Origin of the sequence: Microbacterium sp. ZW T5_45, from assembly GCF_044987415.1 — a bacterium.
Taxonomy (GTDB): domain Bacteria; phylum Actinomycetota; class Actinomycetes; order Actinomycetales; family Microbacteriaceae; genus Microbacterium.
Genome location: NZ_JBJDRJ010000019.1, coordinates 39,108 through 59,259 on the forward strand (window position 1 = coordinate 39,108; position 20,152 = coordinate 59,259).

At 69.6% G+C, this 20,152-nt stretch carries 16 protein-coding genes; 11 read left to right on the forward strand and 5 right to left on the reverse strand.

Features of this window, described 5'->3' with window-relative positions:
- Positions 1-9: 9 nt before the first annotated feature.
- The 9 genes from ACI3KS_RS11325 (at position 10) to ACI3KS_RS11365 (ending at position 10,888) form a co-directional block, all read left to right on the forward strand.
- Positions 10-1,026, forward strand: coding sequence for an aldo/keto reductase (locus ACI3KS_RS11325; RefSeq protein WP_404918303.1), 1,017 nt, complete (start codon positions 10-12; stop codon positions 1,024-1,026).
- Complete coding sequence (locus ACI3KS_RS11330; protein ID WP_404918305.1) at positions 1,023-2,162, forward strand: LLM class flavin-dependent oxidoreductase; 1,140 nt, start codon at positions 1,023-1,025, stop codon at positions 2,160-2,162. The genes ACI3KS_RS11325 and ACI3KS_RS11330 overlap by 4 nt, the downstream gene beginning before the upstream one ends.
- Positions 2,159-3,502, forward strand: a complete 1,344-nt coding sequence (locus tag ACI3KS_RS11335) for an NtaA/DmoA family FMN-dependent monooxygenase (protein ID WP_404918307.1) — start codon at positions 2,159-2,161, stop codon at positions 3,500-3,502. Before ACI3KS_RS11330 ends, ACI3KS_RS11335 begins: the two co-directional genes overlap by 4 nt.
- A 148-nt stretch (positions 3,503-3,650) precedes the next feature.
- Positions 3,651-4,601: an ABC transporter permease gene (locus ACI3KS_RS11340; protein WP_404918309.1), complete on the forward strand. Its 951-nt coding sequence runs from the start codon at positions 3,651-3,653 to the stop codon at positions 4,599-4,601.
- A 10-nt stretch (positions 4,602-4,611) separates the two neighbouring features.
- Positions 4,612-5,517: an ABC transporter permease gene (locus ACI3KS_RS11345; protein ID WP_404918311.1), complete on the forward strand. Its 906-nt coding sequence runs from the start codon at positions 4,612-4,614 to the stop codon at positions 5,515-5,517.
- A complete protein-coding gene (locus tag ACI3KS_RS11350; protein WP_404918313.1) occupies positions 5,514-7,220 on the forward strand; it encodes a dipeptide ABC transporter ATP-binding protein in 1,707 nt (568 codons plus the stop codon). The genes ACI3KS_RS11345 and ACI3KS_RS11350 overlap by 4 nt, the downstream gene beginning before the upstream one ends.
- A gap of 44 nt (positions 7,221-7,264) precedes the next feature.
- Entirely contained in the window at positions 7,265-8,086 is an 822-nt protein-coding gene (locus ACI3KS_RS11355; protein WP_404918315.1) for a hypothetical protein, read from the forward strand.
- Positions 8,083-9,381 (forward strand): NtaA/DmoA family FMN-dependent monooxygenase, encoded by a 1,299-nt coding sequence (locus tag ACI3KS_RS11360; RefSeq protein ID WP_404918317.1) that lies wholly within the window; start codon positions 8,083-8,085, stop codon positions 9,379-9,381. The genes ACI3KS_RS11355 and ACI3KS_RS11360 overlap by 4 nt, the downstream gene beginning before the upstream one ends.
- A gap of 379 nt (positions 9,382-9,760) precedes the next feature.
- Positions 9,761-10,888: an acyl-CoA dehydrogenase family protein gene (locus ACI3KS_RS11365; RefSeq protein WP_404918319.1), complete on the forward strand. Its 1,128-nt coding sequence runs from the start codon at positions 9,761-9,763 to the stop codon at positions 10,886-10,888.
- A gap of 105 nt (positions 10,889-10,993) precedes the next feature.
- Here ACI3KS_RS11365 and ACI3KS_RS11370 read toward each other — a convergent pair whose 3' ends face one another.
- The 4 genes from ACI3KS_RS11370 to ACI3KS_RS11385 all read right to left on the reverse strand — a co-directional run bounded on the left by ACI3KS_RS11370 (position 10,994) and on the right by ACI3KS_RS11385 (position 15,272).
- On the reverse strand, positions 10,994-11,473 hold the full coding sequence (locus ACI3KS_RS11370; protein ID WP_404918321.1) for a heme-binding protein: 480 nt from the start codon (positions 11,471-11,473) through the stop codon (positions 10,994-10,996).
- Between the two features lie 32 nt (positions 11,474-11,505).
- Positions 11,506-12,663: a substrate-binding domain-containing protein gene (locus ACI3KS_RS11375; RefSeq protein ID WP_404918323.1), complete on the reverse strand. Its 1,158-nt coding sequence runs from the start codon at positions 12,661-12,663 to the stop codon at positions 11,506-11,508.
- A 27-nt stretch (positions 12,664-12,690) separates the two neighbouring features.
- Positions 12,691-13,722 (reverse strand): Gfo/Idh/MocA family protein, encoded by a 1,032-nt coding sequence (locus tag ACI3KS_RS11380; protein WP_404918325.1) that lies wholly within the window; start codon positions 13,720-13,722, stop codon positions 12,691-12,693.
- A gap of 146 nt (positions 13,723-13,868) precedes the next feature.
- A complete protein-coding gene (locus tag ACI3KS_RS11385; RefSeq protein WP_404918327.1) occupies positions 13,869-15,272 on the reverse strand; it encodes a nucleoside hydrolase-like domain-containing protein in 1,404 nt (467 codons plus the stop codon).
- Positions 15,273-15,395: 123 nt separating this feature from the next.
- Here ACI3KS_RS11385 and ACI3KS_RS11390 point away from each other — a divergent pair, with 123 nt between their 5' ends.
- The gene (locus ACI3KS_RS11390) at positions 15,396-15,959 is read left to right on the forward strand and encodes a TetR/AcrR family transcriptional regulator (protein WP_404918364.1); all 564 of its coding nucleotides are present in this window, start codon (positions 15,396-15,398) and stop codon (positions 15,957-15,959) included.
- A 266-nt stretch (positions 15,960-16,225) separates the two neighbouring features.
- On the forward strand, positions 16,226-19,720 hold the full coding sequence (locus ACI3KS_RS11395) for a hypothetical protein (protein ID WP_404918329.1): 3,495 nt from the start codon (positions 16,226-16,228) through the stop codon (positions 19,718-19,720).
- Positions 19,721-19,915: 195 nt separating this feature from the next.
- Here ACI3KS_RS11395 and ACI3KS_RS11400 read toward each other — a convergent pair whose 3' ends face one another.
- Positions 19,916-20,143: an RNA-binding S4 domain-containing protein gene (locus ACI3KS_RS11400; RefSeq protein ID WP_404918331.1), complete on the reverse strand. Its 228-nt coding sequence runs from the start codon at positions 20,141-20,143 to the stop codon at positions 19,916-19,918.
- Positions 20,144-20,152 lie beyond the last annotated feature (9 nt).

The following is a 20,152-nucleotide window of genomic DNA, read 5'->3' on the forward strand; positions in this document are numbered from 1 at the left end:
AGGCCCACCGTGACCTACCAGCCCTCCGAGAACCGCTACGGGAACCTGAACTGGCGCCAGGCCGGCACCACCGGGCTCGTGCTGCCCGAGTTCGCGTTCGGCCTCTGGCAGAAGTTCGGCGAACAGACGCCCTACGAGACGCAGCGTGAGATCCTGCTCGCCGCGTTCGACGCGGGCATCGTGCACTTCGACAACGCGAACCGCTACGGTCCGCCGCACCGCGCCGCCGAGAAAAACTTCGGTCGCGTCCTGCGTGAAGACCTCTCCGCCTGGCGTGAGGAGCTCGTGCTCACCACCAAAGCGGGCAACCCGATCGGCCCCAGCCCGTACCACCGCGGCGGCTCCCGGAAGAACCTGCTGCAGAGCCTCGACCACAGTCTGCGCGACCTCGGCACCGACTACGTCGACGTGTTCTACTTCCACCACCCCGACCCGAAGGTGCCGCTCGACGAGACGATCGGCGCGCTGGTCACGGCGGTGCAGTCGGGCAAGGCGCTGTACGTCGGCATCTCGAACTTCTACGACCCGGCGGAGGCGCATCGCGCCGCGACCCTGCTGAAGGATGCCGGGGTTCCCCTGGCGCTGCACCAGTCGCGCTACTCGATCTTCGATCGCCGACTCGAGATCGACGACGTGCTGGGCCAGTCGCTCGAGGACGGCGTGGGTCTGGTCACATACTCCCCGCTCGCCCAGGGTCTGCTCACCGACAAGTACCTCACGGGTGTTCCCGAGGGTGCACGGGCGCTCGACAGCGCGTTCCTCTCGACCGACGACATCACCGACGAGTCCCGCGCGCGGGCACGCGCCCTGAACGACCTCGCCCTCGAGCGCGGGCAGTCGCTCGCGCAGTTGGCGCTGCAGTGGGTGCTGCGCCGGCCCGAGGTCACCAGCGCACTGATCGGCGCGAGCTCCGTAGCCCAGCTGCAGCACAACCTGCAGGCGCCGAGCTTCGCGCCGTTGACCGACGAGGAGCTCGAGCTCATCGACGCGCACGGCGTGCACGGCACCGGGTTGCGGATCAGATGAGCGCCGCCAGCACCGCCGTCCGCTCCGCGGCCGACGCCGAGGGCGGTGTCGACACCGGCATCCGCCCCGATGTCGACACGAACGGCGCACCGACGACTCGACCGGCGGTGCTGGCGGGCAAGCGTCTCGGCTTCCTGCTGCATCTGGACACCGATGAGGACCCTGCGACCTCGTACGCGCAGGCCGTCGAACTCTTCCAGCACGCCGAGAGCCTCGGCTACGACTCCGGCTGGGTGATCCAGCGGCACTTCCGCCAGGGCAACGAGCACGTCTCTTCGCCGTTGGTGCTGCTCGCCGCGATCGCGCAGCACACCAGCCGCATCCGCCTCGGTACCGGCGTGCTCGTGCTTCCGCTCGAGGACCCCCTCAAGGTGGCCGAGGATGCGGCGACGCTCGACGTGCTCTCGGGCGGCCGGCTGGAGCTGGTGATCGGGTCCGGGCCGTTCCCCGGCGCGTGGGAGGCGTTCGGCCAGGATCTCGACGACAGGGCCGCGCTGTGGGAGAGCAGCGTGCAGCGCCTGCACGAGGTGCTCGACGGGGCTGCGCTGAACAGCCTCGGTGAGACTCTGCATCCCTCGGGCGCCGGTGTGCGCCGCCGCCTCTGGCAGGCGACGTCGAGCGCCCCCGAGGTCGCAGTGGCGCAGGCCCGCGCCGCAGGCGCCGCCGGAGACGGACTGCAGCTCTCGCGCGCCACCGACTGGAACCGGAATCAGAGCCCCGAGGCCCAGGCCGCGCTCATCACGGCCTACCGATCCGCACTCCCCGAGGGCATCGAGCCCCGGGTGCTCGTCTCGCGCGCCGTGTATCCGGATGTCGATCGCGCCCAGGCGCTGTCGCGGCTCGTCGACGGTGCTCAGCGCTGGCAGAGCTGGCTCGGCGCGCTCGGTCGCACCGAGGCCGCATCGGTGTCGCCCGAGGAGTACCTCGTGCGCGACCATTCGCGCTTCGGAGACGCGGCATCCATCGCCGACGGTCTCGCCCTCGACGCCGGGGTCGAGGCGGGTACCGAACTGCTCGTGAGCTTTCCGCCGGCCTCACCATCGTTCGACGAGCACAAGCGCCTGCTCACCGCGACCGCGCAGGACGTCGCTCCGCTGCTCGGATGGCACCCCCACATCGATCAGGAGGACTCATGAGCACGTCAGGCCGCTACCACCTCAACCTCTCGCTCATGCAGCCGGGGCACTTCCGCACCGCCTGGCGTCTGCCGGGGCACGATCCGCGCGCGGTGCTCGACATCGAGTACTTCGCCCGCATCACCGAGCATGCGGAACGGGCGAAGCTGCACACCGTGTTCCTCGGCGACGGCCCTGGCGCCTCGCCCGCGATCGCCGGCGGACCCGAGGCGGGCATCGACCCGACCATCCTGTTCGCGAACCTGTTCGCGCGCACGAGCCGCATCGGCGCGATCGCCACGAGCAGCACCACCTACAACGAGCCCTACAACCTCGCGCGGCGCTACTCGGCCCTCGACCACGTCTCGGGTGGACGAACGGCCTTCAACGCCGTGACCACCCTCAACCCGACCGCGGCGGCGGCGTTCGGCTACGACCACGAGATCCCCAAGAGCGAGCGCTACGAGCGCGCCGAGGAGTTCCTCGAGGTCGTCACCGCCCTGTGGGGAGCATGGGACGACGACGCGATCGTGGCGGATGCCGAGAGCGGCGTCTACGCCGACACCGCGAAGATCCATCCCATCGACTTCGACGGGGCGCACTTCCGGGTGCGCGGCAACCTGTCGCTGCCCGAATCTCCGCAGGGACGGCCGCTGATCGTGCAGGCCGGAGGCTCGGCGGGCGGCATCCGACTGGGCGCCCGGTTCGCCGACCTCGTGTTCACGGTCGCGCAGACCAAGGAGAGGGCGCGCGCGTTCCGCCGGGAGCTCGCCCAGGCAGCACTCGCCATCGGCCGGGTCACCCCGCCGCCGACCTCCCTCGGGGTGGTGCTGCTCATCGGGTCGACCGAGGAGGAGGCCCGCCGCCGCGGCGAGGAGCTGCTCGACACCCTGGGCGAGGCCGCGACCGACCGGCTCCTCGCGCAGCTCGGCATCCCCGCCGGCACGCTCGGGCCCGACGACCTGGTCACCCGCGACCTCGTGACGCCCGAGGCCCTGGGCAAGGGCTCGGACGGCTTCCATGCGAGCACGCTCGCGCTGCTCGAGGAGCAGCCGCTCACCTCGCGCCAGTTGCTCCTGCGTTCGGCCGCCGGCAACGGGCACCGCCTCGTGCTCGGCACGCCCGAGCAGATCGCCGACGACCTCGACGCGTGGTTCGACGCGGACACGGCCGACGGCTTCACGGTGATGTCGGCCGACAACGCGGTCGACGCCCCGGCGTTCCTCGATGAGGTCGTGCCGATCCTGCAGCGCCGCGGCTCGTTCCGCACCGAGTACCAGGGCGCCACACTGCGCGAGAACTTCGGGCTGCCGTTCCCGGCGTCGCCGCGTGCGGATGCCGCAGGCGAAGCGACCGGATGACGGATGCGGCCCGCGCCGCGGCATCCGTCGTCATGATGTGTCGCCTCATGGCGAACCGTGACGGCCGCCGGGCGCGGGCGTCCGATCGCCCGTAGCGTCGCTCACCACCACCCCTCATCACCACCGACCCCGACCGAGAAGGACTCCCGTGCTCCGTTACGCCGCACTCAAGCTCGGCCGAGCGCTGTTCGTCATCTGGGCCGCGTTCACCGTGACGTTCCTGCTGCTGTTCGTGCTGCCTGCCGATCCCGTCGACCTGCTGTTCGACCCCGCCGAGATCAACACGATCCCCGAAGAGGTCAGGGCGCAGGTCGCCGCGAACTACGGCTTCGACAAGCCGCTGATCCTGCAGTACTTCGACCGCCTCGGCCACGCCCTCGTCGGCGACTTCGGCAACTCGGTGCAGTCGGGTCGTCCGGTGACTGCCGCGCTGCTCGAGGTGCTCCCCAGCACACTGATCCTCTCTGTCGGTGCGCTGCTGCTGGCCGTCGTGATCGGATTCGTCATCGCGCTGATCGCCACCGCGACCCGGCAGAACTGGGTGCGCAACCTCGTCGAGTCGTTGCCGTCGGCCGCTGTCTCGGTGCCGGTCTTCATGTTCGGCATCGTGCTGCTGCAGATCTTCTCGTTCGGCCTCGGCTGGTTCCCCTCGTTCGGCGACAACGGCTGGCAGAGCCTTGTGCTGCCTCTCGTCACGCTCGCGATCCCAGTCTCGGGTCCGATCGCCCAGCTGCTCGTGCGCAGCTTCACCGGAGAGATGGGCGCCGGCTACGTGGTGACGAGCTTCGCGAAAGGGGCGACCAGGGGGCGCGTGATCGTCGGCGACGTCTTCCGCAACGCCAGCCTGCCGGCCCTGACGATCGCCGCGATCACCTTCGGCAACCTCATCGCCGGTTCTGTGATCACCGAGACCGTGTTCGCTCGTCCCGGCGTCGGGCGCCTCACACAGGGGGCGATCAACACGCTCGACATCCCGCTGGTGCAGGGGATCGTCGTCTTCGTCGCCGCGAGCTTCGCGATCATCAACCTCATCGTCGACCTCATCTATCCGCTGCTCGACCCGCGGCTGCGCGCGACGCTCGCCGTCCGAACCGTGTGAGGACCAGATCATGACCATCGAACTGACCCGCCCAGAGCTGCAGGCGGCCGACGACCTCGTCGACCCCGAACCGCAGCGCACCCGTCGCATCGACGGGTGGCTGCGGGCACTGCAGGACCTCGTGCGCCAACCCGTGCTGGTCGTGGCCTGGCTCATCGTGCTGGTCGTCATCGGCTGGGCGCTCTTCCCGAGCCTGTTCACGCCGTACAGCCCCTACGCCGGAGATCCCGCGCTGAGTTTCCAGCCGCCGAGTCTCGAGCATCCGTTCGGCACCGACCGGCTCGGGCGCGATCTGCTGGCGCGCTCGGTCTACGGTGCGGGCACCACGCTCACCGCCACCCTGCTCGCGGTGCTCATCGCCTTCGGCATCGGCACGATCATCGGACTCGTCGCCGGGTATCTGCGCGGGGTCGTCGACACCGTGTTCATGCGCATCATCGACGTGTTCCTGTCGATCCCCAGCCTGCTGCTCGCGATGGTCATCGTCTCGGTGCTCGGCTACTCGACGCACAACATCGCGATCGCGGTAGGGCTCTCGGCGATCGCCTCATTCGCCCGCGTGATGAGGTCGGAGGTGCTCGTGATCGCGAACCGTGACTACGTGCGTGCCTCCTACGGGCTCGGCGTCAGCCGCATCGGCGTCGTCTTCCGGCACATCCTGCCGAATTCGCTGAGCTCGGTCATCGCGCTCGCCGCCCTCGAGATCGGCACCTCGATCCTCGCGGTCGCCTCGCTCGGATTCCTCGGCTATGGAGCGCCGCCCCCCGAGCCGGAGTGGGGCCTGCTCGTCGCCGAGGGCCGCGACTACCTCGCCGTCTACCCGTGGATCTCGATCCTGCCCGGCATCGCTCTCGCTCTCGTCGTGATCGCGACCCACCGCATCAGCACCTCGTTCCGAAAGGACCGCCGCCGATGAGCGCCACCGTCGCCTCAGCATCCGTCCCTGCATCCTCCGCCGAATCTCCGGCTTCGTCCGGCTCGGCAGCCGAGGCCCTGCTCTCGATCACCGACCTGCGCGTCGACTACCGCACCCGTGACCGGTCGTGGTCACCCGCTGTGCGGGGGGTGAGCCTGCACGTCGATCCGGGCGAGACCGTCGCCCTCGTCGGAGAGTCGGGCTCGGGCAAGACCACGCTGATCCAGGGGGTGCTCGGGCTGTTGCCCGCGAGCGCGCGGATCAGCGGCGGGTCTATCGCGTATTCCGGCGTCGATGTGACGCGCTGGCCCGACAAGCGGATGGCGCGCGTGCGCGGCAACTACGTCGGCTTCATCCCGCAGGACCCGAACACCTCGCTGAACCCGGTGAAGAAGATCGGCCAGCAGGTGATCGAGGCCGTGCGGTTCAACGAGAAGGATGCCGCGACCGCCGAGCAGCACCGCGAGGCGGCGCTCGGCAGCCTGCGCACCGCCGGTCTCGCGAACGCCGAGCGCGTGTTCCACCAGTACCCGCACGAGCTCTCGGGCGGCATGAAGCAGCGTGCGCTCATCGCGATCGCCCTTGCCGGCAACCCGAAGATCATCGTGGCCGACGAGCCGACCAGCGCCCTCGACGTGACAGTGCAGAGGGTCATCCTCGATCACCTCGAGAGGCTGCGTCAGGAGCTCGGCATCGGCATCCTGCTCATCACGCACGATCTCGGTGTCGCGCTGGACCGCGCAGACCGGATCGCCGTCATGCAGCAGGGCGACATCGTCGAGCACGGTCCGGTGCGCGAACTCATCGAGAACCCGACCAGCGCATACACGCGCCGGCTGCTCGATGCGGCACCCGCGCGACACGCGGGTCGGTTGGCCCCGTCATCCGGCATCCGTCGGGAGACCGGCGATGACGTCGTCATCCGCGCCGAGGATCTGCGCAAGCGCTACACCGTGCGCACCGTGGGCAAGAACACCGTGATCGACGCCCTCGACGGCGTCGGCATCACGGTGCGCCAGGGCACGACGCATGCGCTCGTCGGCGAGTCGGGCGCGGGGAAGTCGACGCTCGCGAGCATCATCGCGGGCTTCGCCACCGCCGACTCCGGCACCGTGCACATCGGCGACCGCGAGACCACCTCGCTCAAGGGGAGGCAGTTGCGCGAGGTGCGCCGCGATCTGCAGTTCGTCTTCCAGAATCCGTACACCTCGCTCGATCCGAGGTTCACGGTCGGCGATCTCATCGCCGAGCCTCTCAAGGCCTTCAAAGTGCACGCCACGAAGGGCGAGCTCGTCGCCAGGGTGAGCGAACTGCTGCGCGCCGTCGCGCTCGATGACAGCTACCTGCTGCGCACGACCGCGCAGCTGTCGGGCGGTCAACGTCAGCGCATCGCGATCGCCCGTGCCCTCGCACTGAACCCGCGCATCCTCGTGCTCGACGAGGCCGTGAGCGCGCTCGACGTGTCGGTGCAGGCGCAGATCCTGCAGCTGCTCGTCGATCTGCAGGCCGAGCTCGGGCTCAGCTACGTGTTCGTCACTCACGACCTGGGCGTCGTACGGCTGATCTCCGACGACGTCACCGTCATGAAGGACGGCGCGATCGTCGAGCACGGCACGGTCGAGCAGGTGTTCGCCTCGCCCCAGCACGAGTACACCCGGACGCTGCTCGACGCGATCCCCGGCACGCGCTTCGCCGACGCGTGACCTCGACCCACCGCCTCCTGTTTTCGTCTGATCGAGAGGGAACCATGTCCCACCCCACGCTGCTCGCCCTGACCGGCGAGCTGCCCGCCCTTCTGCGCGATCAGGATTCCGCGCTGCTCGATGCGCTGCGGAACCTTCCCGCCGGCGTCGCCGTTGTCGTCGGTGCGGAGGGACGGCCCCTGCAGCTCGACCCTGTGGCCGTCGCGACCGCGCTCGCCGTGCGCGTGCCCGGCCTGCCGGTGATCGTCGCCTCCGACGGCATCCGGGATGCTCCGTACAACGCCGCGCGCCGCTTCCTGTCGCTCGATCATCTGTCGCGCGGTCACGCGGGTGTCGTGTTCCGCTCGGGCGAGGGCGATGCCGCGCAGACCGCGGAGCGCATCGACGTGATCCGCGCGCTGTGGAACTCGTGGCCGGCCGAGACGCTGCTCGCCGACCGGGAGAGCGGCGTCTACGCGACCACCGAGAACATCCGCCGGATCGAGCACGAGGGCGCGCACTACCGCGTGGCGGGCGCGCTCAACTCGCCGACCAGCGCGCAGGGCGAGCCCGTGTCGATCTGGCACATCGACTCGGCGGACGACCTGGTCGCGGCGCACGGCCTGGTCGATGTCGTCGTGATCGAGGATCCGACGCTGATCGCGCAGTGGGCGGACAGCGATCCCGTCGATCGGCCCGCGCTCGCCGCGGAGGCGGGCGTCGAGGGAGCCTCGTTCGAGTACCGACCTGTGCACCGCCTGGACGAGGTCGCGGCGCTGGCCGCAGCATCCGATCGACCTGCTCCGTCGCTGCGCGACGTTCTCGGACTCGCGCCACGCCATTACGACCTCTCAGCCAAGCCCCTCGCCTTCGGAGCCGCACGATGACCTCTCTGCCCTCTCTTCCCGATCGTGCCGATCATCTGACGCTCAACGTCAACCTGCAGTCGTTCGGGCAGCGCCCGGCGGCCTGGCAGTTCGGCGACCATCGCGCCGACACGCTCATCCGTCCCGAGCACTGGATCGCCTCGGCACAGGCGGCGGAGCGCGGTCTGCTGGACGCGGTGTTCTTCGCCGACCAACCAGCGCTGCACAATCCCAACCCGCGTCCGGGGAGCCAGCTCGAGCCGATCACGCTCGCGGCGCTCATCACGGCCGCGACCGAGCACGTCGGGGTGATCGCCTCCGCATCGTCGACGTACAACGACCCCGTCGAGCTCGCCGAGCGACTGCTCGGCACGGATGCCGTCACCGGCGGACGGCTCGGCTGGAACATCGTCACGACGTACAACCCGAACGTCTCGGGCAACTTCGGGCTCGACGCGAACCCCGACCGTGCGACCCGCTACCGTCGCGCAGCGGAGTTCGTCGATGCCGTGAAGACGGTGTGGGATGCCGCGTCCGGCGACGGCTCGTACCGCTTCGAGGGCGAGCACTTCCGGTTCGAGGGGCGGACGGGGCTCGCGCCGTCGCGGCAGGGCAGCCCGGTGCTGTTCCAGGCCGGCGGCAGCGATCAGGGTCGCGATCTGGCCGCCCGGCACGCGGAGGGCGTGTTCGCGGTCGAGTTGACGCTGCCGCGGGCGATCGAGAACTATGCCGATCTCAAGCGTCGTGCGGCGGCCTACGGACGCGGCACCGATCTGCCCAAGATCACCCCCGGGCTGTCGCTCGTGATCGGCAGCACGGTCGAAGAGGCGCGGCGCCGGTTCGACGAGTTCGAGTCGCGGGCGCCCGACGGGTACGCGCTCGGGTCGCTGAGCAGCGTGATCGCGCACGATGCGAAGACGCTCGACATCGATGCGCCGATCCCGGCCGAGGTCCTCGACAAGCCGTGGAATCCCGACGAGCATCCGACCTCGGCCGGGTATCGGCTCACGTTCCTCGACTGGATCCAGGAGCGCCGGCACCAGACGGTGCGCGAGATCCTGCGCGACTTCGGCGGTTTCGGTGCGCGGATCATCGTCGGGACTCCCGAGCAGATCGCCGACGACATCGAGCTGTGGTTCCGCTCGCGTGCGGCCGACGGCTTCAACCTCATGATCGATCACTTCCCGGAGGGGCTCATCACCTTCGCCGACGAGGTCGTGCCACTGCTGCAGGCCAAGGGCATCCACAAGCGCGAGTACACGCACTCGACGCTGCGCGAGGCGATCGGGGCGGGGAGCCCGGTGCTCGTCGGCTGATCCGGGGGCGTCGGATATCGGGTCCCTGAGCTCGCCGAAGGGCCGCGCCCCGCCCGTCTGACGTTTTGTCGGGTGATTTCGCGAAGGCGGCTCAGAACGCCGGGCTTCCGGGAGTCGCTGGGAATCCTCCCGACATCCGGCACGCACCGCGGTGCCGGGCGCGCGGCATCCGCGCGCAGTTTGTCGGGTGTATTGACGAGTCTCGGGCGAGAACACGCTTTCTGACCCGACAATCGTGAATTCGCCAGACGAAGTGGCGGGCGGCGGATGCTGTCGCTCGATGACTCTGGATGACCCCATCTGACGCGGTGTTCGCGCGCCCGCGGCGGCGCTGATTGACTCGCACGAGACCGCCGATCCGCCTGCCCAGGGAGATCTCATGACCAAGACCCTCGCGCCGTCTCTGCTCGCTGCCGCACCGTCCGCGGCCCAGCTCGACGAGCATCCGTTCGTCGCCGAGGTCCGCGCGCACGCGCTCGAAGTGCTCGCGCCGAACGCCACGCGCACCGATGCGCACGGCGTCACGGTCGAGGGCATCGAGCAGCTGCGGGCGCTCGGGGCTCTGAGGCACTCGGTTCCGGTCGCCGACGGCGGACTCGGGCTCGACGCCGGCGTCGATCGACGAGTGCAGGAGTGGATCGCCTACGGCGATCTCAACACCTGGCTGGTGTGGACCCAGCATGCGACATCGCTGCCGCGGCTGCTGGCGCTGGGCGCCGAGCGCGGAGGGCTCGGTCCGCTCGGGCGCAGCACCGTGCGCGGAGAGGCTCTTCTCGGTGCGGGCCTGAGCGATGTGCGCGGGTTCCCCGACCGGTTCGTGCGCGCCGAGCGCACGGCATCCGGGTGGCGACTCGACGGGGCCATCTCGTGGGTGAGCGGCTGGGGGCTGAACTCGGTGCTGCATGTGGCGGCCGTCGAGCCGGAGACTGCGACGGTCGTGATCGGGCTGATCCCCGTCGACGAGCGGACAGTCGGCACTCCGCTCGACCTGCAGGCGGCGAGGGGCAGCCGCACGTGGCGGGTCGAGCTGCGTGGCGCCGAGCTCGCCGAGGACGAGGTGCTCACGACGCTGCCATGGAGCGACTGGAATGCCGCCGACCTCGCGAACTCGGGCGATGCGCACGCCGGGCTCTTCGGTCTGGTGTTCCGCGTGCTCGACGAGCTCGTAGAGGAGGGCGGGGACGCCCACGCCGTCGCCGATGCCTGGGCGCCGGTCGTGCACGAGCTGCGTGAGCGCGCCTACGGTCTGACCGATGCGAACCGGGCGTCGGGGATTCTCGGCCACCTCGCCGAGGAACGGGCCGACACCAAGCAGCGTGCGATCGATGCGCTGGATGCCGTGACCGACGCGCTGCTCACCGCCCGTGCGGGGCGCGGCCTCGTCGGCGACGACACTGCGCAGCTGCACGCCCGCGCCGCGCTGTTCCTGCGGGTGCAGAGCCAGACGAGGACCGCGAGGTCGCGGCGGCTGGGTGTGCTCGCGGCGCGGGCCGCGAGCGGGCGCTGAGCCTGCGCACGACTCCCGACGAACGGTACAGCGGATGCCGTGAGCGAGAGATCACGTCCCTCGAGGCATCGGCGCCACCGCCACGCTCGAACCCCGGCGCGCGTGCTACTGCTGCGCCGCGAGATGCTCCTCGAGCACTTCGACGACGAGCGCGTGCTCGACCTCGTCGCTCACGCCCGAGGCGACGACCACGCCGACCTGGGTCGCGCCGATGCGGATCGGCACCGCACCGCCGGCGAACGCGTAGACGAGCGGCTCGACGCCCAGCGCCTCGGTCGCGGCGGTGACGCCGTACTCGTTCCAGCGCGTGCGCACGAGTTGTGAACTCGCGTCGTAGCGACGGGTGGTGGCGGCCTTGCGACGCATCCAGCCGTCGTTGTCGGCCGTCGTCCCCGCGAGAGCCGCGTGATAGACCTGCTGCTCGCCGAGCCAGATGGCCGTCGAGATCGTCTGCCCTCGCTCCCTCGCGAGCTCGATGATGCGGGCGCCGACGGCGAGGGCGTCGTCGTGCTCGAACCGCGCGAAGCGGATGCGTGCATCCTCGTCCTGCAGGGACGCGATCAGGGCGGCGGTGTCAGTGGTCATGCGACTCTCCTCTGTGAGATGGATCCGGCGGGTCAGGATGCCGCGGCGGGACCGGTCGAAGACCGGACGGTCAGCGTCGCCGCGGTGGGGTGGTCGGCGCCGCTCCGGCCGGGCTCGCGCAGGCGCCGGAGGACGGCGGCGAGCGTCGCCTCCACGGTCAGGTTGACGTCCTGCCGAACGGAGGTCATGTCGATGTACGGCAGAGCGGCGAGATCGCTGTCGTCGTAGCCGGCGATCGACACGTCCTCGGGGACCCGCACCCCCGCACGCATGAGCGTGCCGATGAGGCCGGCGCCGCAGTGGTCGCTGCATCCGATCACGGCGCTGGGCATCCGATCCCGGGCCATGATCATCTCGGCAGCGCGTGATCCGTCGTCCTCGCCGAAGCCGACGCCGAGCACGTCGATCTCGTCGCCGAGACCCGCGGCCGCCATCGCCCGCCGGTAGGCGTCGGCACGATCGGGGCCCACGGTGCCGCCGCGGCCACCGGCGTAGGCGATCCGCTGATGTCCGAGGCCGATGAGATGCTGCACGAGCAGGCGCAAGCCCTCGTCGTCATCGGTGCGCACGACGTCGACGCGATCGTCGGCGCGGCGCTCGCCGAGCCAGACGACCGGCATCATGTCGATCGCGCTCGCGAGCGCGGGGGAGGAGGGATCCGGGTTGTAGCAGGCGAGGGCTTCGATGCGCTGCTCCAGGAGCTGCGCGACGACGACCTCGGTCGAGCGCCGCGCGGTGACAGGACCCAGTGCGACGTCGTATCCCTCGTCGGCCGCGCGTTCGAGCAGGCGCTCGACGACCCGCAACTCGAAGATGTTGGACGCCGCATAGAGAACACCGATCAGCCCGGAGCGCCGCTGTCGCAGCAGGCGGGCGGAGGCGTTCGGCCGATACTGCAGCTCGCGGGCCGCCGCGAGCACGCGCTCGCGCGAGGTCGCGCTGGGGCCGGGCTCGTCGCGCATCACGAGCGAGACGGTCTGCCGTGAGACTCCTGCGCGAGCAGCGACATCGCGCATGGTCGGCAGCGGGCCGTGTGCGGTTTCGGGTGCCGGGATCTCGGATGCCGTGGATGCTGCGGTTTCGATTGTCAAGGGATCGGGTGCCGCGATCTCGGATGCCGGGACGCCGGGTGGTGCAACGGTGGATGCAGCGCGCGCCGCCGCATCCGCTTCGGCATCCGTCCCGCTCATCGCGCGCCTCCGCGTCCCACCTGCGGCTCAGCCCGCCAGCGCGATCTGCCGACGGACCTCGTCGATGGTCGCGAGCACCGAGACGATCTCGTCGTGCGGATGCAGCGGGGACTCGGTGCGTCCCTCGGCGACGTAGGAGGCGAAGGCGGTGGCCTGGTAGCCGAGCCCGTCATGCGGTTCGGGGACGGACTCGTCGCGCCAGGTGGCCGATTCCTCCGAGCCGATCGATCCGAGAGACAGGCGCAGTCCGCTGGGGCCGAAGAAAGGGCTGAGCACCTCGAGGCGCCCGGCGGATCCGTGGATGGACGCTTCGACGGGGAGCGAGGCGACCAGCGATGTCGAGAGCACGGCCTGCGCGCCACCCGCGGTGGTCACCAGGATGTTCGCGCTCGCGTCGACACCGGTCTCGGCGATCGTGCCGATCGCGCGGATGCTCGACGGGGTGCCGATCACCGAAGACGCGAACGAGACCGGGTAGACGCCCGCGTCGAGCATGGCACCTCCGCCGAGCTCCGGGTTCCACAGGCGGTGCTCCGGCATCATCGGGATCGAGAAGCCGAAGTCGGCCCTCACCAGGGCGATGTCACCGAGAACACCGCTGTCGAGGACCTGACGGATGACGTCCGACTGCGGGATGTACCGCGTCCACATCGCCTCGGTCACGAGCACGCCGGCGGCGCGCCCCGCGGCGAGGATCTCCGCGGCTTCGTCCGCCGACATCGCGATCGGCTTCTCGATGAGCACGTGCTTGCCGGCGGCGATCGCGGCGAGGGCCTGCTCGTGGTGCAGTGGGTGCGGCGTCGAGATGTAGACCACGTCGACATCGGGATCGGCCACGAGGTCGGCAACCGAGGAATGCACGGTCGGGATGCCGTGCTCGGCGGCGAACGCGGCGGTCTTCGCCGTGTCGCGCGCGGTGACGGCGACCGCGCGCTGAGCGGTGTGCGTGTGGATGGCGTGCACGAAGCGCTGTGCGATGCCGGTGCCGACGATGCCCCAGCGCAGTGCGGGCACCGACTCGGGTGCGATGACGCGGGGCAGGGGGATCGAGACGGGCATCGGTGCTCCTTCATGTCGGCTGATCACATCTTGGCACGATCTATTGGTACGTGCCAAGCATGGAAGCTGTGCGTTCGTGCGCCGGCGTGCTTCGTCTCGTCGCTGTGTTCCTCGCTCAGGAACCGCGGAGCGAGACGAAGGGCAGCTCACCTCACAGTGAGCACGAACCTCGCATACCCGGCGAGCACCGGCGAGCCGTCGTCGGTGGCCTCGACGATGATCCGGATGACCGCGCCGGATGCCGCATCCGCCGGCACCTCCACCGTGCACGTGGTCGCCGCGACCGAAAGAGCGGCCGCAGGTCCGCCGTCCTGCCACCCGCGCACCGACACCGCATCGCCGTCAGGATCGGTGACCGCGAACTCGAGTATGACCCGCTCGCCGGCATCCACCACCCGATCCAGGCCGGATGCCGTCACCCGCGGCGGATGATTCGCCGCGGAGACGTCGGGAGTGACCGACCACTGCAGTCGAGCCGCGAGATCGCGCTGATAGGCCCCGAACCACGGCGCCACCTCGCCGGCGTCGGCGAAGGGCTCACCCGGTGCCCAGGGCCTCATGCCGACGCTCGTCCACAGGTGCGGATCGTCGCCCGCGAGCTCCTGGCGACCTCCCCAGCCCCCGAACGTCGGATGCTCGGCGTTTCGCAGTCCGTTGTCGATGTGCATCGCGAAGTTCGAGGTGTCGCCCTCCGAGATCCACGATCCGCGCGGGTGCAGGGGTGCCCAGAGCCGATAGCCCTGCGCGGAGAGCTCCTCGGCCGTGGCATCCGGAACCCCGAAGTAGTCCTCGTCGTCGAACCCCTCGGCCATCTGCCGGCCGTCGCCCCACACGCGGTAGGCCGCTCCGATCGGTCCCACCTCCGACACGTTCTCGCGCATCCACTCGGCCGAGAGGTAGCGCTGATCGTCAGGGGCGACCACCTCCCAGGCGAAGTATCCCCACGCCATGGTCGCGACATCGCGGAACTCGATCTCCGGCCAGGTCGGACGGATGTACTCGGCGAAGGTGTCGTCCTGCTGCGCGAAGCTCGTGATCACGGTGCGTCGACTCACGAGGTCGTGGATCTCCTCCCAGCGGTCGGTGCCGCGGTACTCCTCCTCGATCGACATCAGGGCGCGTGCGATCGTGTTCGTCCCGCCCCAGGCCTGCGCGAACACCTTGCCGGGTGCGGCGCCGAGCAGCACGTCGCGCACGAGATCGGATCCGGCGGTCGGCTCGCGGGTATCGCCCACCTCGATGACGTTGCCGAGGGCCGTGATGGCGCGCAGCGACTCCGGGGTCGGATAGCGGGCGTCATGCCGCACGAGGTTGTCGTAGGCCAGTGCGTAGGCGTCGATCGCCTCGTCGATGTGCAGCCGTTCGCCGGCCGCGGGCCAGCGCTTCGCCGGGATGTCGAGGTCTGCATCGCCGGACTGGTGGAACCGGCTCGAGGAGTACACCAGCGCGGCGATGTCGATCTCGTTGCTGTACAGCAGCAGCCGGAGCATCGAGTTGAGGTCGTCGAGCTCGGGGTCGGTGGTCACGATGATGCGGGCGGGCGCTGTCACGAGGACTCGATTCATCTGGGCGCGAGCACGGGGCTCGCGGAGAACGTCAGCGGTCTTCGCGAAATTCTAGCTCAGCTAGAAACAAGATGTCGCCGCACGCCCGTCCGTTACCGTGGGGTGGTGATGAAGCGACGCGGCCCCTATGCGAAAGGCGTCGCGCGTCGCATCCAGACCCTCACCGCCGCAGAAACGCTCGTCCTCGAGCGCGGGCACGAAGCCACGACGATGCGCCTCGTGGCCGAGCGCGTCGGTGTCACCGAAGCGGCTCTGTACTATCACTTCCCCTCGAAGGACGTGCTGCTCGTCGAGCTGCTGCGCTTCCGCGACGAGCGCAGCCGTGCGCGCTACGAGGGTGTCGATCCGGTCGAGACGCTGCTGCGCATCGTCGAGGAGAATCAGGTCGAGCCCGCCGTCATCCGTCTGATCGCCTCGATGGCCGCGGGTGCGTCCGATCCGCAGCATCCGGCTCACGACTACTTCCAGGAGCGCTACCAGCGCCTGACGCGCGAGTTCTCCGCAGGCCTGAAGGGGCGACTCGGAGGTCTGCCTGACGAGCGTGTGGCCGAGATCGCCAATCTCCTCATCGCGAGCGCAGATGGACTGCAGACGCGCTGGCTCATCGACCCGACGACCGACATGGTGGCTCACCTGCGTGTTCTGACGGATGCCGTGCTCGGAGGCAGCTGAGCGGATTCGCGCCGCTCGACCCATCGGGCTGTACCGGCCACTCCGTTCGGCGTATCGGAGTATCGAGATACTTCGCGAGAACTCCTGAATCATTCCGATATTCCGTGGGAATGGGTCCCGGGGGTGACATATGGTCACCAGAGCGATCGGCGCGCGGGGGCGCGCCGAAGGGGATCTGGGGGACGCACATGTTTTTCGCGCGCACGACGCATCGGGCACACAGGGGAACGGCTCGACGGAGGCGGGATGCGCGTCGGCCGATCGCGATGGCGGCGGTCGCCGCAGTGCTCGGCGGGATGCTGGGGATCGGGACCGCGGTCGCCGTGACGGCCCCCGCCCAGGCGGCGGTGTCGGGCTTCGTCTGTTCCGCGGACATCTACACCGTGTCCGGAAGCGGGGCGATCAATCGCGTGAACCCGGTGACCGGTGCGGCCACCGGCAACGGCGGCTTCACCGTCACCCCAGGGAACCTCGTCAACGCGCTCGCCATCCCCGACGGCGGCGGGCAGTACGCCTGGGCCTTCGACCGAACCTCCGCGCAGGTGCTGCGATTCGACGCGGCTACCGAGACCACCACGACCTACGGAACCGGCGTCACGGACGGAGCACAGGTGGTCGCGGGCGCGATCGACCCGACGACCGGCATCTACTACTTCGCGAGCTCGAGCGCCGTGTGGAATCTCTACGCGTTCGACACCACGACCGGCACGATGATCGGCCAGGTCGGCACGATCTCGGGGCTGGCGGGCAACGGCGACATGGCCTTCGACGCGGTCGGCAACCTCTACGTCGTCTCGAACGCCAACACGATCGCGGCCGGGACCTTTGCCCGCGTCGACGGTCCGATCCCGACGACACCCGGCACCACGGCGTTCGTGGCGAACCCCATCACCGCGACGCCGGCGAACGCGGGACAGTACAACTCGGTCGCCGTCGTCTCCGACGGGTCCATCGCGATCGGGTCGGGATCGACCATCACCCGGGTGCGTCCGGAGAACGGCGCCACCCTGTCGCAGACCACGACGGCCGCGCCCTTCGTCGACTTCGCGAGCTGCGCCTACCCGAACCTCGTCTACGCGCAGAAGAACCTGCCGAACGGCCGCTATCTGCCGACCGACCAGTTCCGGCTGCAGATCACGAGCCCGAACGTCACGAACGAGTACATCGGCATCACCGAGGGTACGGACTCCGGTCTGCAGGATCTGCCGAGCGAGACCGCGGGTCCGGTGCTCGGCGTCGACGGCGTGACGTTCACGGTCACCGAGACCGGTGTCGGCACGACCGATCTGGCGAACTACGTCACCACCTGGGAGTGCGTCAACCGCACAACGGGCGCCGTGCTCTCCTCGGGAAGCGGCGCGATCGCGACCTTCACGCTGCCCTCGAGCAGCGAACCCGCTGAGATGTACTGCACGTTCACGAACATCGCGCAGCTTCCCGCGCTCACGCTGCAGAAGCGCGTGCTCGAGGTCATCGATGTGAACGGCAACGGCATCACCGACCTCGGCGACCAGATCCTCTGGGCCTTCGACCTCACGAACACGGGGAACACCACGCTGAGCGACCTCACCGTCGACGACGACATGCTCACCGCCCAGGGCATCGGCGTGACGTGCGATCCCGATTCGCTCCCGGTCGGCGGCACGGTCACGTGCGAGGCGGATGCCGCCTACACGATCACCCAGGCCGATGTCGACAACGGCAAGGTCGTCAACACCGCCACGGCGACCGGTACACCGCCCACCCAGCCGCCGGTGACGACGCCGCCGTCGACGACCGAGACCCCGGTCGACCAGCAGCCGGCGCTGACGCTCGACAAGCGTGTCGTGCGTGTCATCGACGTCAACGACAACGGCTACAACGACGAGGGCGACCAGATCGTCTGGGCGTTCGACCTCGAGAACACGGGAACGACCACGCTCACCGACGTGTCGGTGACCGATGACATGCTCACGGCGCAGGGCATCGGTGTGACGTGCGATCCGACGACGCTCGCGCCGGGCGCCACGGTCACGTGCGAGGCCGATGCGCCGTACACGATCACCGCGGCCGACGTCGACAACGGCAAGGTGGTCAACACCGCCACCGCGACGGGAACCCCGCCCGGACTCCCGCCCGTGGTCACCCCGCCGGACACGACCGAGACCCCGGTCGGCGCCTACACCGTCGTCAAGACCTCGGACCCGGCATCTGGCAGCACCGTGGGGATCGGCGACACCGTGACGTACACGCTGACGGTCTCGCATGTGGGAACCGCGGACGTGCTCGACGCGCACCTCACCGACGACCTCTCGGCCGTGCTCGACGACGCCACGTTCAACGACGACGCCACGGCCTCGGCCGGCACCGTCGATGTCGACCCCGCGACGGGGGAGCTCACCTGGTCGGGAGACCTCGGCGAGGGCGATGTCGTCACGATCACCTACTCGGTGACGGTCACCGACGACGGAGACTCGCAGCTCACCAACGTCGTGACGAGCCCTGGATGCACCGATTCGTGCACGACCGAGAACCCGGTCGGCGACTATTCGGTCGTGAAGTCCTCGGACCCGGCATCCGGCAGCAGCGTCGCCGCAGGTGATGTGATCACCTATACGCTGACGGTCACCCATGAGGGACGCGCGGATGTGGCGGCGCAGTTGAGCGACGACCTCAGCGGAGTCCTCGACGACGCGACCTACAACGCGGATGCCGTGGCGTCGAGTGGATCCCTCGTGGTCGACGAGGCGAGCGGCACGCTGACGTGGTCGGGCGATCTGAGCGAGGGGGACGTCGTGACGATCACCTACTCGGTGACCGTCACGGGCGCCGGCGACACCACGCTCGAGAACGTCGTGACGAGCCCCGGTTGCGCCGAGTCGTGCACCACCGAGCACTACACGGGCGACTACACGGTCGTGAAGTCCTCGGACCCGGCATCCGGAGCCACCGTCGCGGCCGGCCAGACCATCACGTACACGCTGACGGTCACCCAGCACGGCGCGGGCACCGTCACTGCGGCGCTGAGCGACGACCTCTCGGCGGTGCTCGACGACGCCACGTTCAACGACGACGCGCAGGCCGACCTCGGCGAGGTCTCGGTCGACGGCTCGTTGCTCGCCTGGTCGGGCACGCTCGAACCCGGCGAGGTCGCGACGATCACGTACTCGGTCACCGTCACGGCGGCCGGTGACCGGATGCTGACGAACGTGGTCACGAGCCCCGGATGCACGGACTCCTGCACGACCGAGCACGGCGTGGGCGGGTATGTCTTCTCGAAGTCGTCGAATCCGAAGTCCGGATCGACGGTCGCGAACGGCAGCACGATCACCTACACCGTCACGGTGAGGCACACCGGCATCGCGCCGGTGCCGGGAGCGAACGTGGTCGACGACCTGTCACGTGTGCTCGACGACGCGACCTGGTCGGGAGATCAGAAGGCGTCGTCCGGAACGCTCACCAAGACGGGGAGCACGCTGTCCTGGACGGGGGATCTGGCCGTGGGTCAGGTCGTGACGATCACGTACTCGGTGAAGGTCACGGGTGCGGGTGACCGCGACATCGCGAACCTCGTGACGACCGACGACATCGGCGGCAGCTGCGACCCGACCGGCAGCTGCACGACGGATCACCGCGTGCCGCCGCCCACGGGTCTCGCCATCACCGGTGGTTCGATCGCGTGGACGGTGGTCGCCGCCGGAGGCGTCGCGCTCCTCATCGGCGCGGGTCTGCTGATCGCCTCCCGTCGCCGCCGTCGTGAGACGGTCGACGAGCAGGACTGATCGCATCCGGCTGGCCCGCGCTGCTTCTGTGGCGCGGGCCATCGCGTGTGCGGATGCACGCACCGCACGCCTCGTCGAGTTCACGTGCACTCGGCGAATGCACCGGAAATCAGCGGCAGGATGCCGTGCACTCGACGGCAAGCCGTGCACTCGACGGCGACGCCGCACGCCGCCGCGCTGATGCGGGCGCCGGCGTCAGGGGCGGACGCGCGCCGAGCGGCCCTCGAAGGCGACGACGTCGCCGTCGTGCAGCTGACGGCCGCGACGGCGATCGACCTCGCCGTTCACCGTGACGAAGCCGTCGATGATGACCTCTTTCGCGTCGCCGCCGGAGTCGAGCAGACCCGCGAACTTCAGGAACTGTCCGAGGCGGATCATGTCCCCGCCGATGGAGACGTCGTCGATCGGTGCGGAGTCGCTCATGCCTGAATC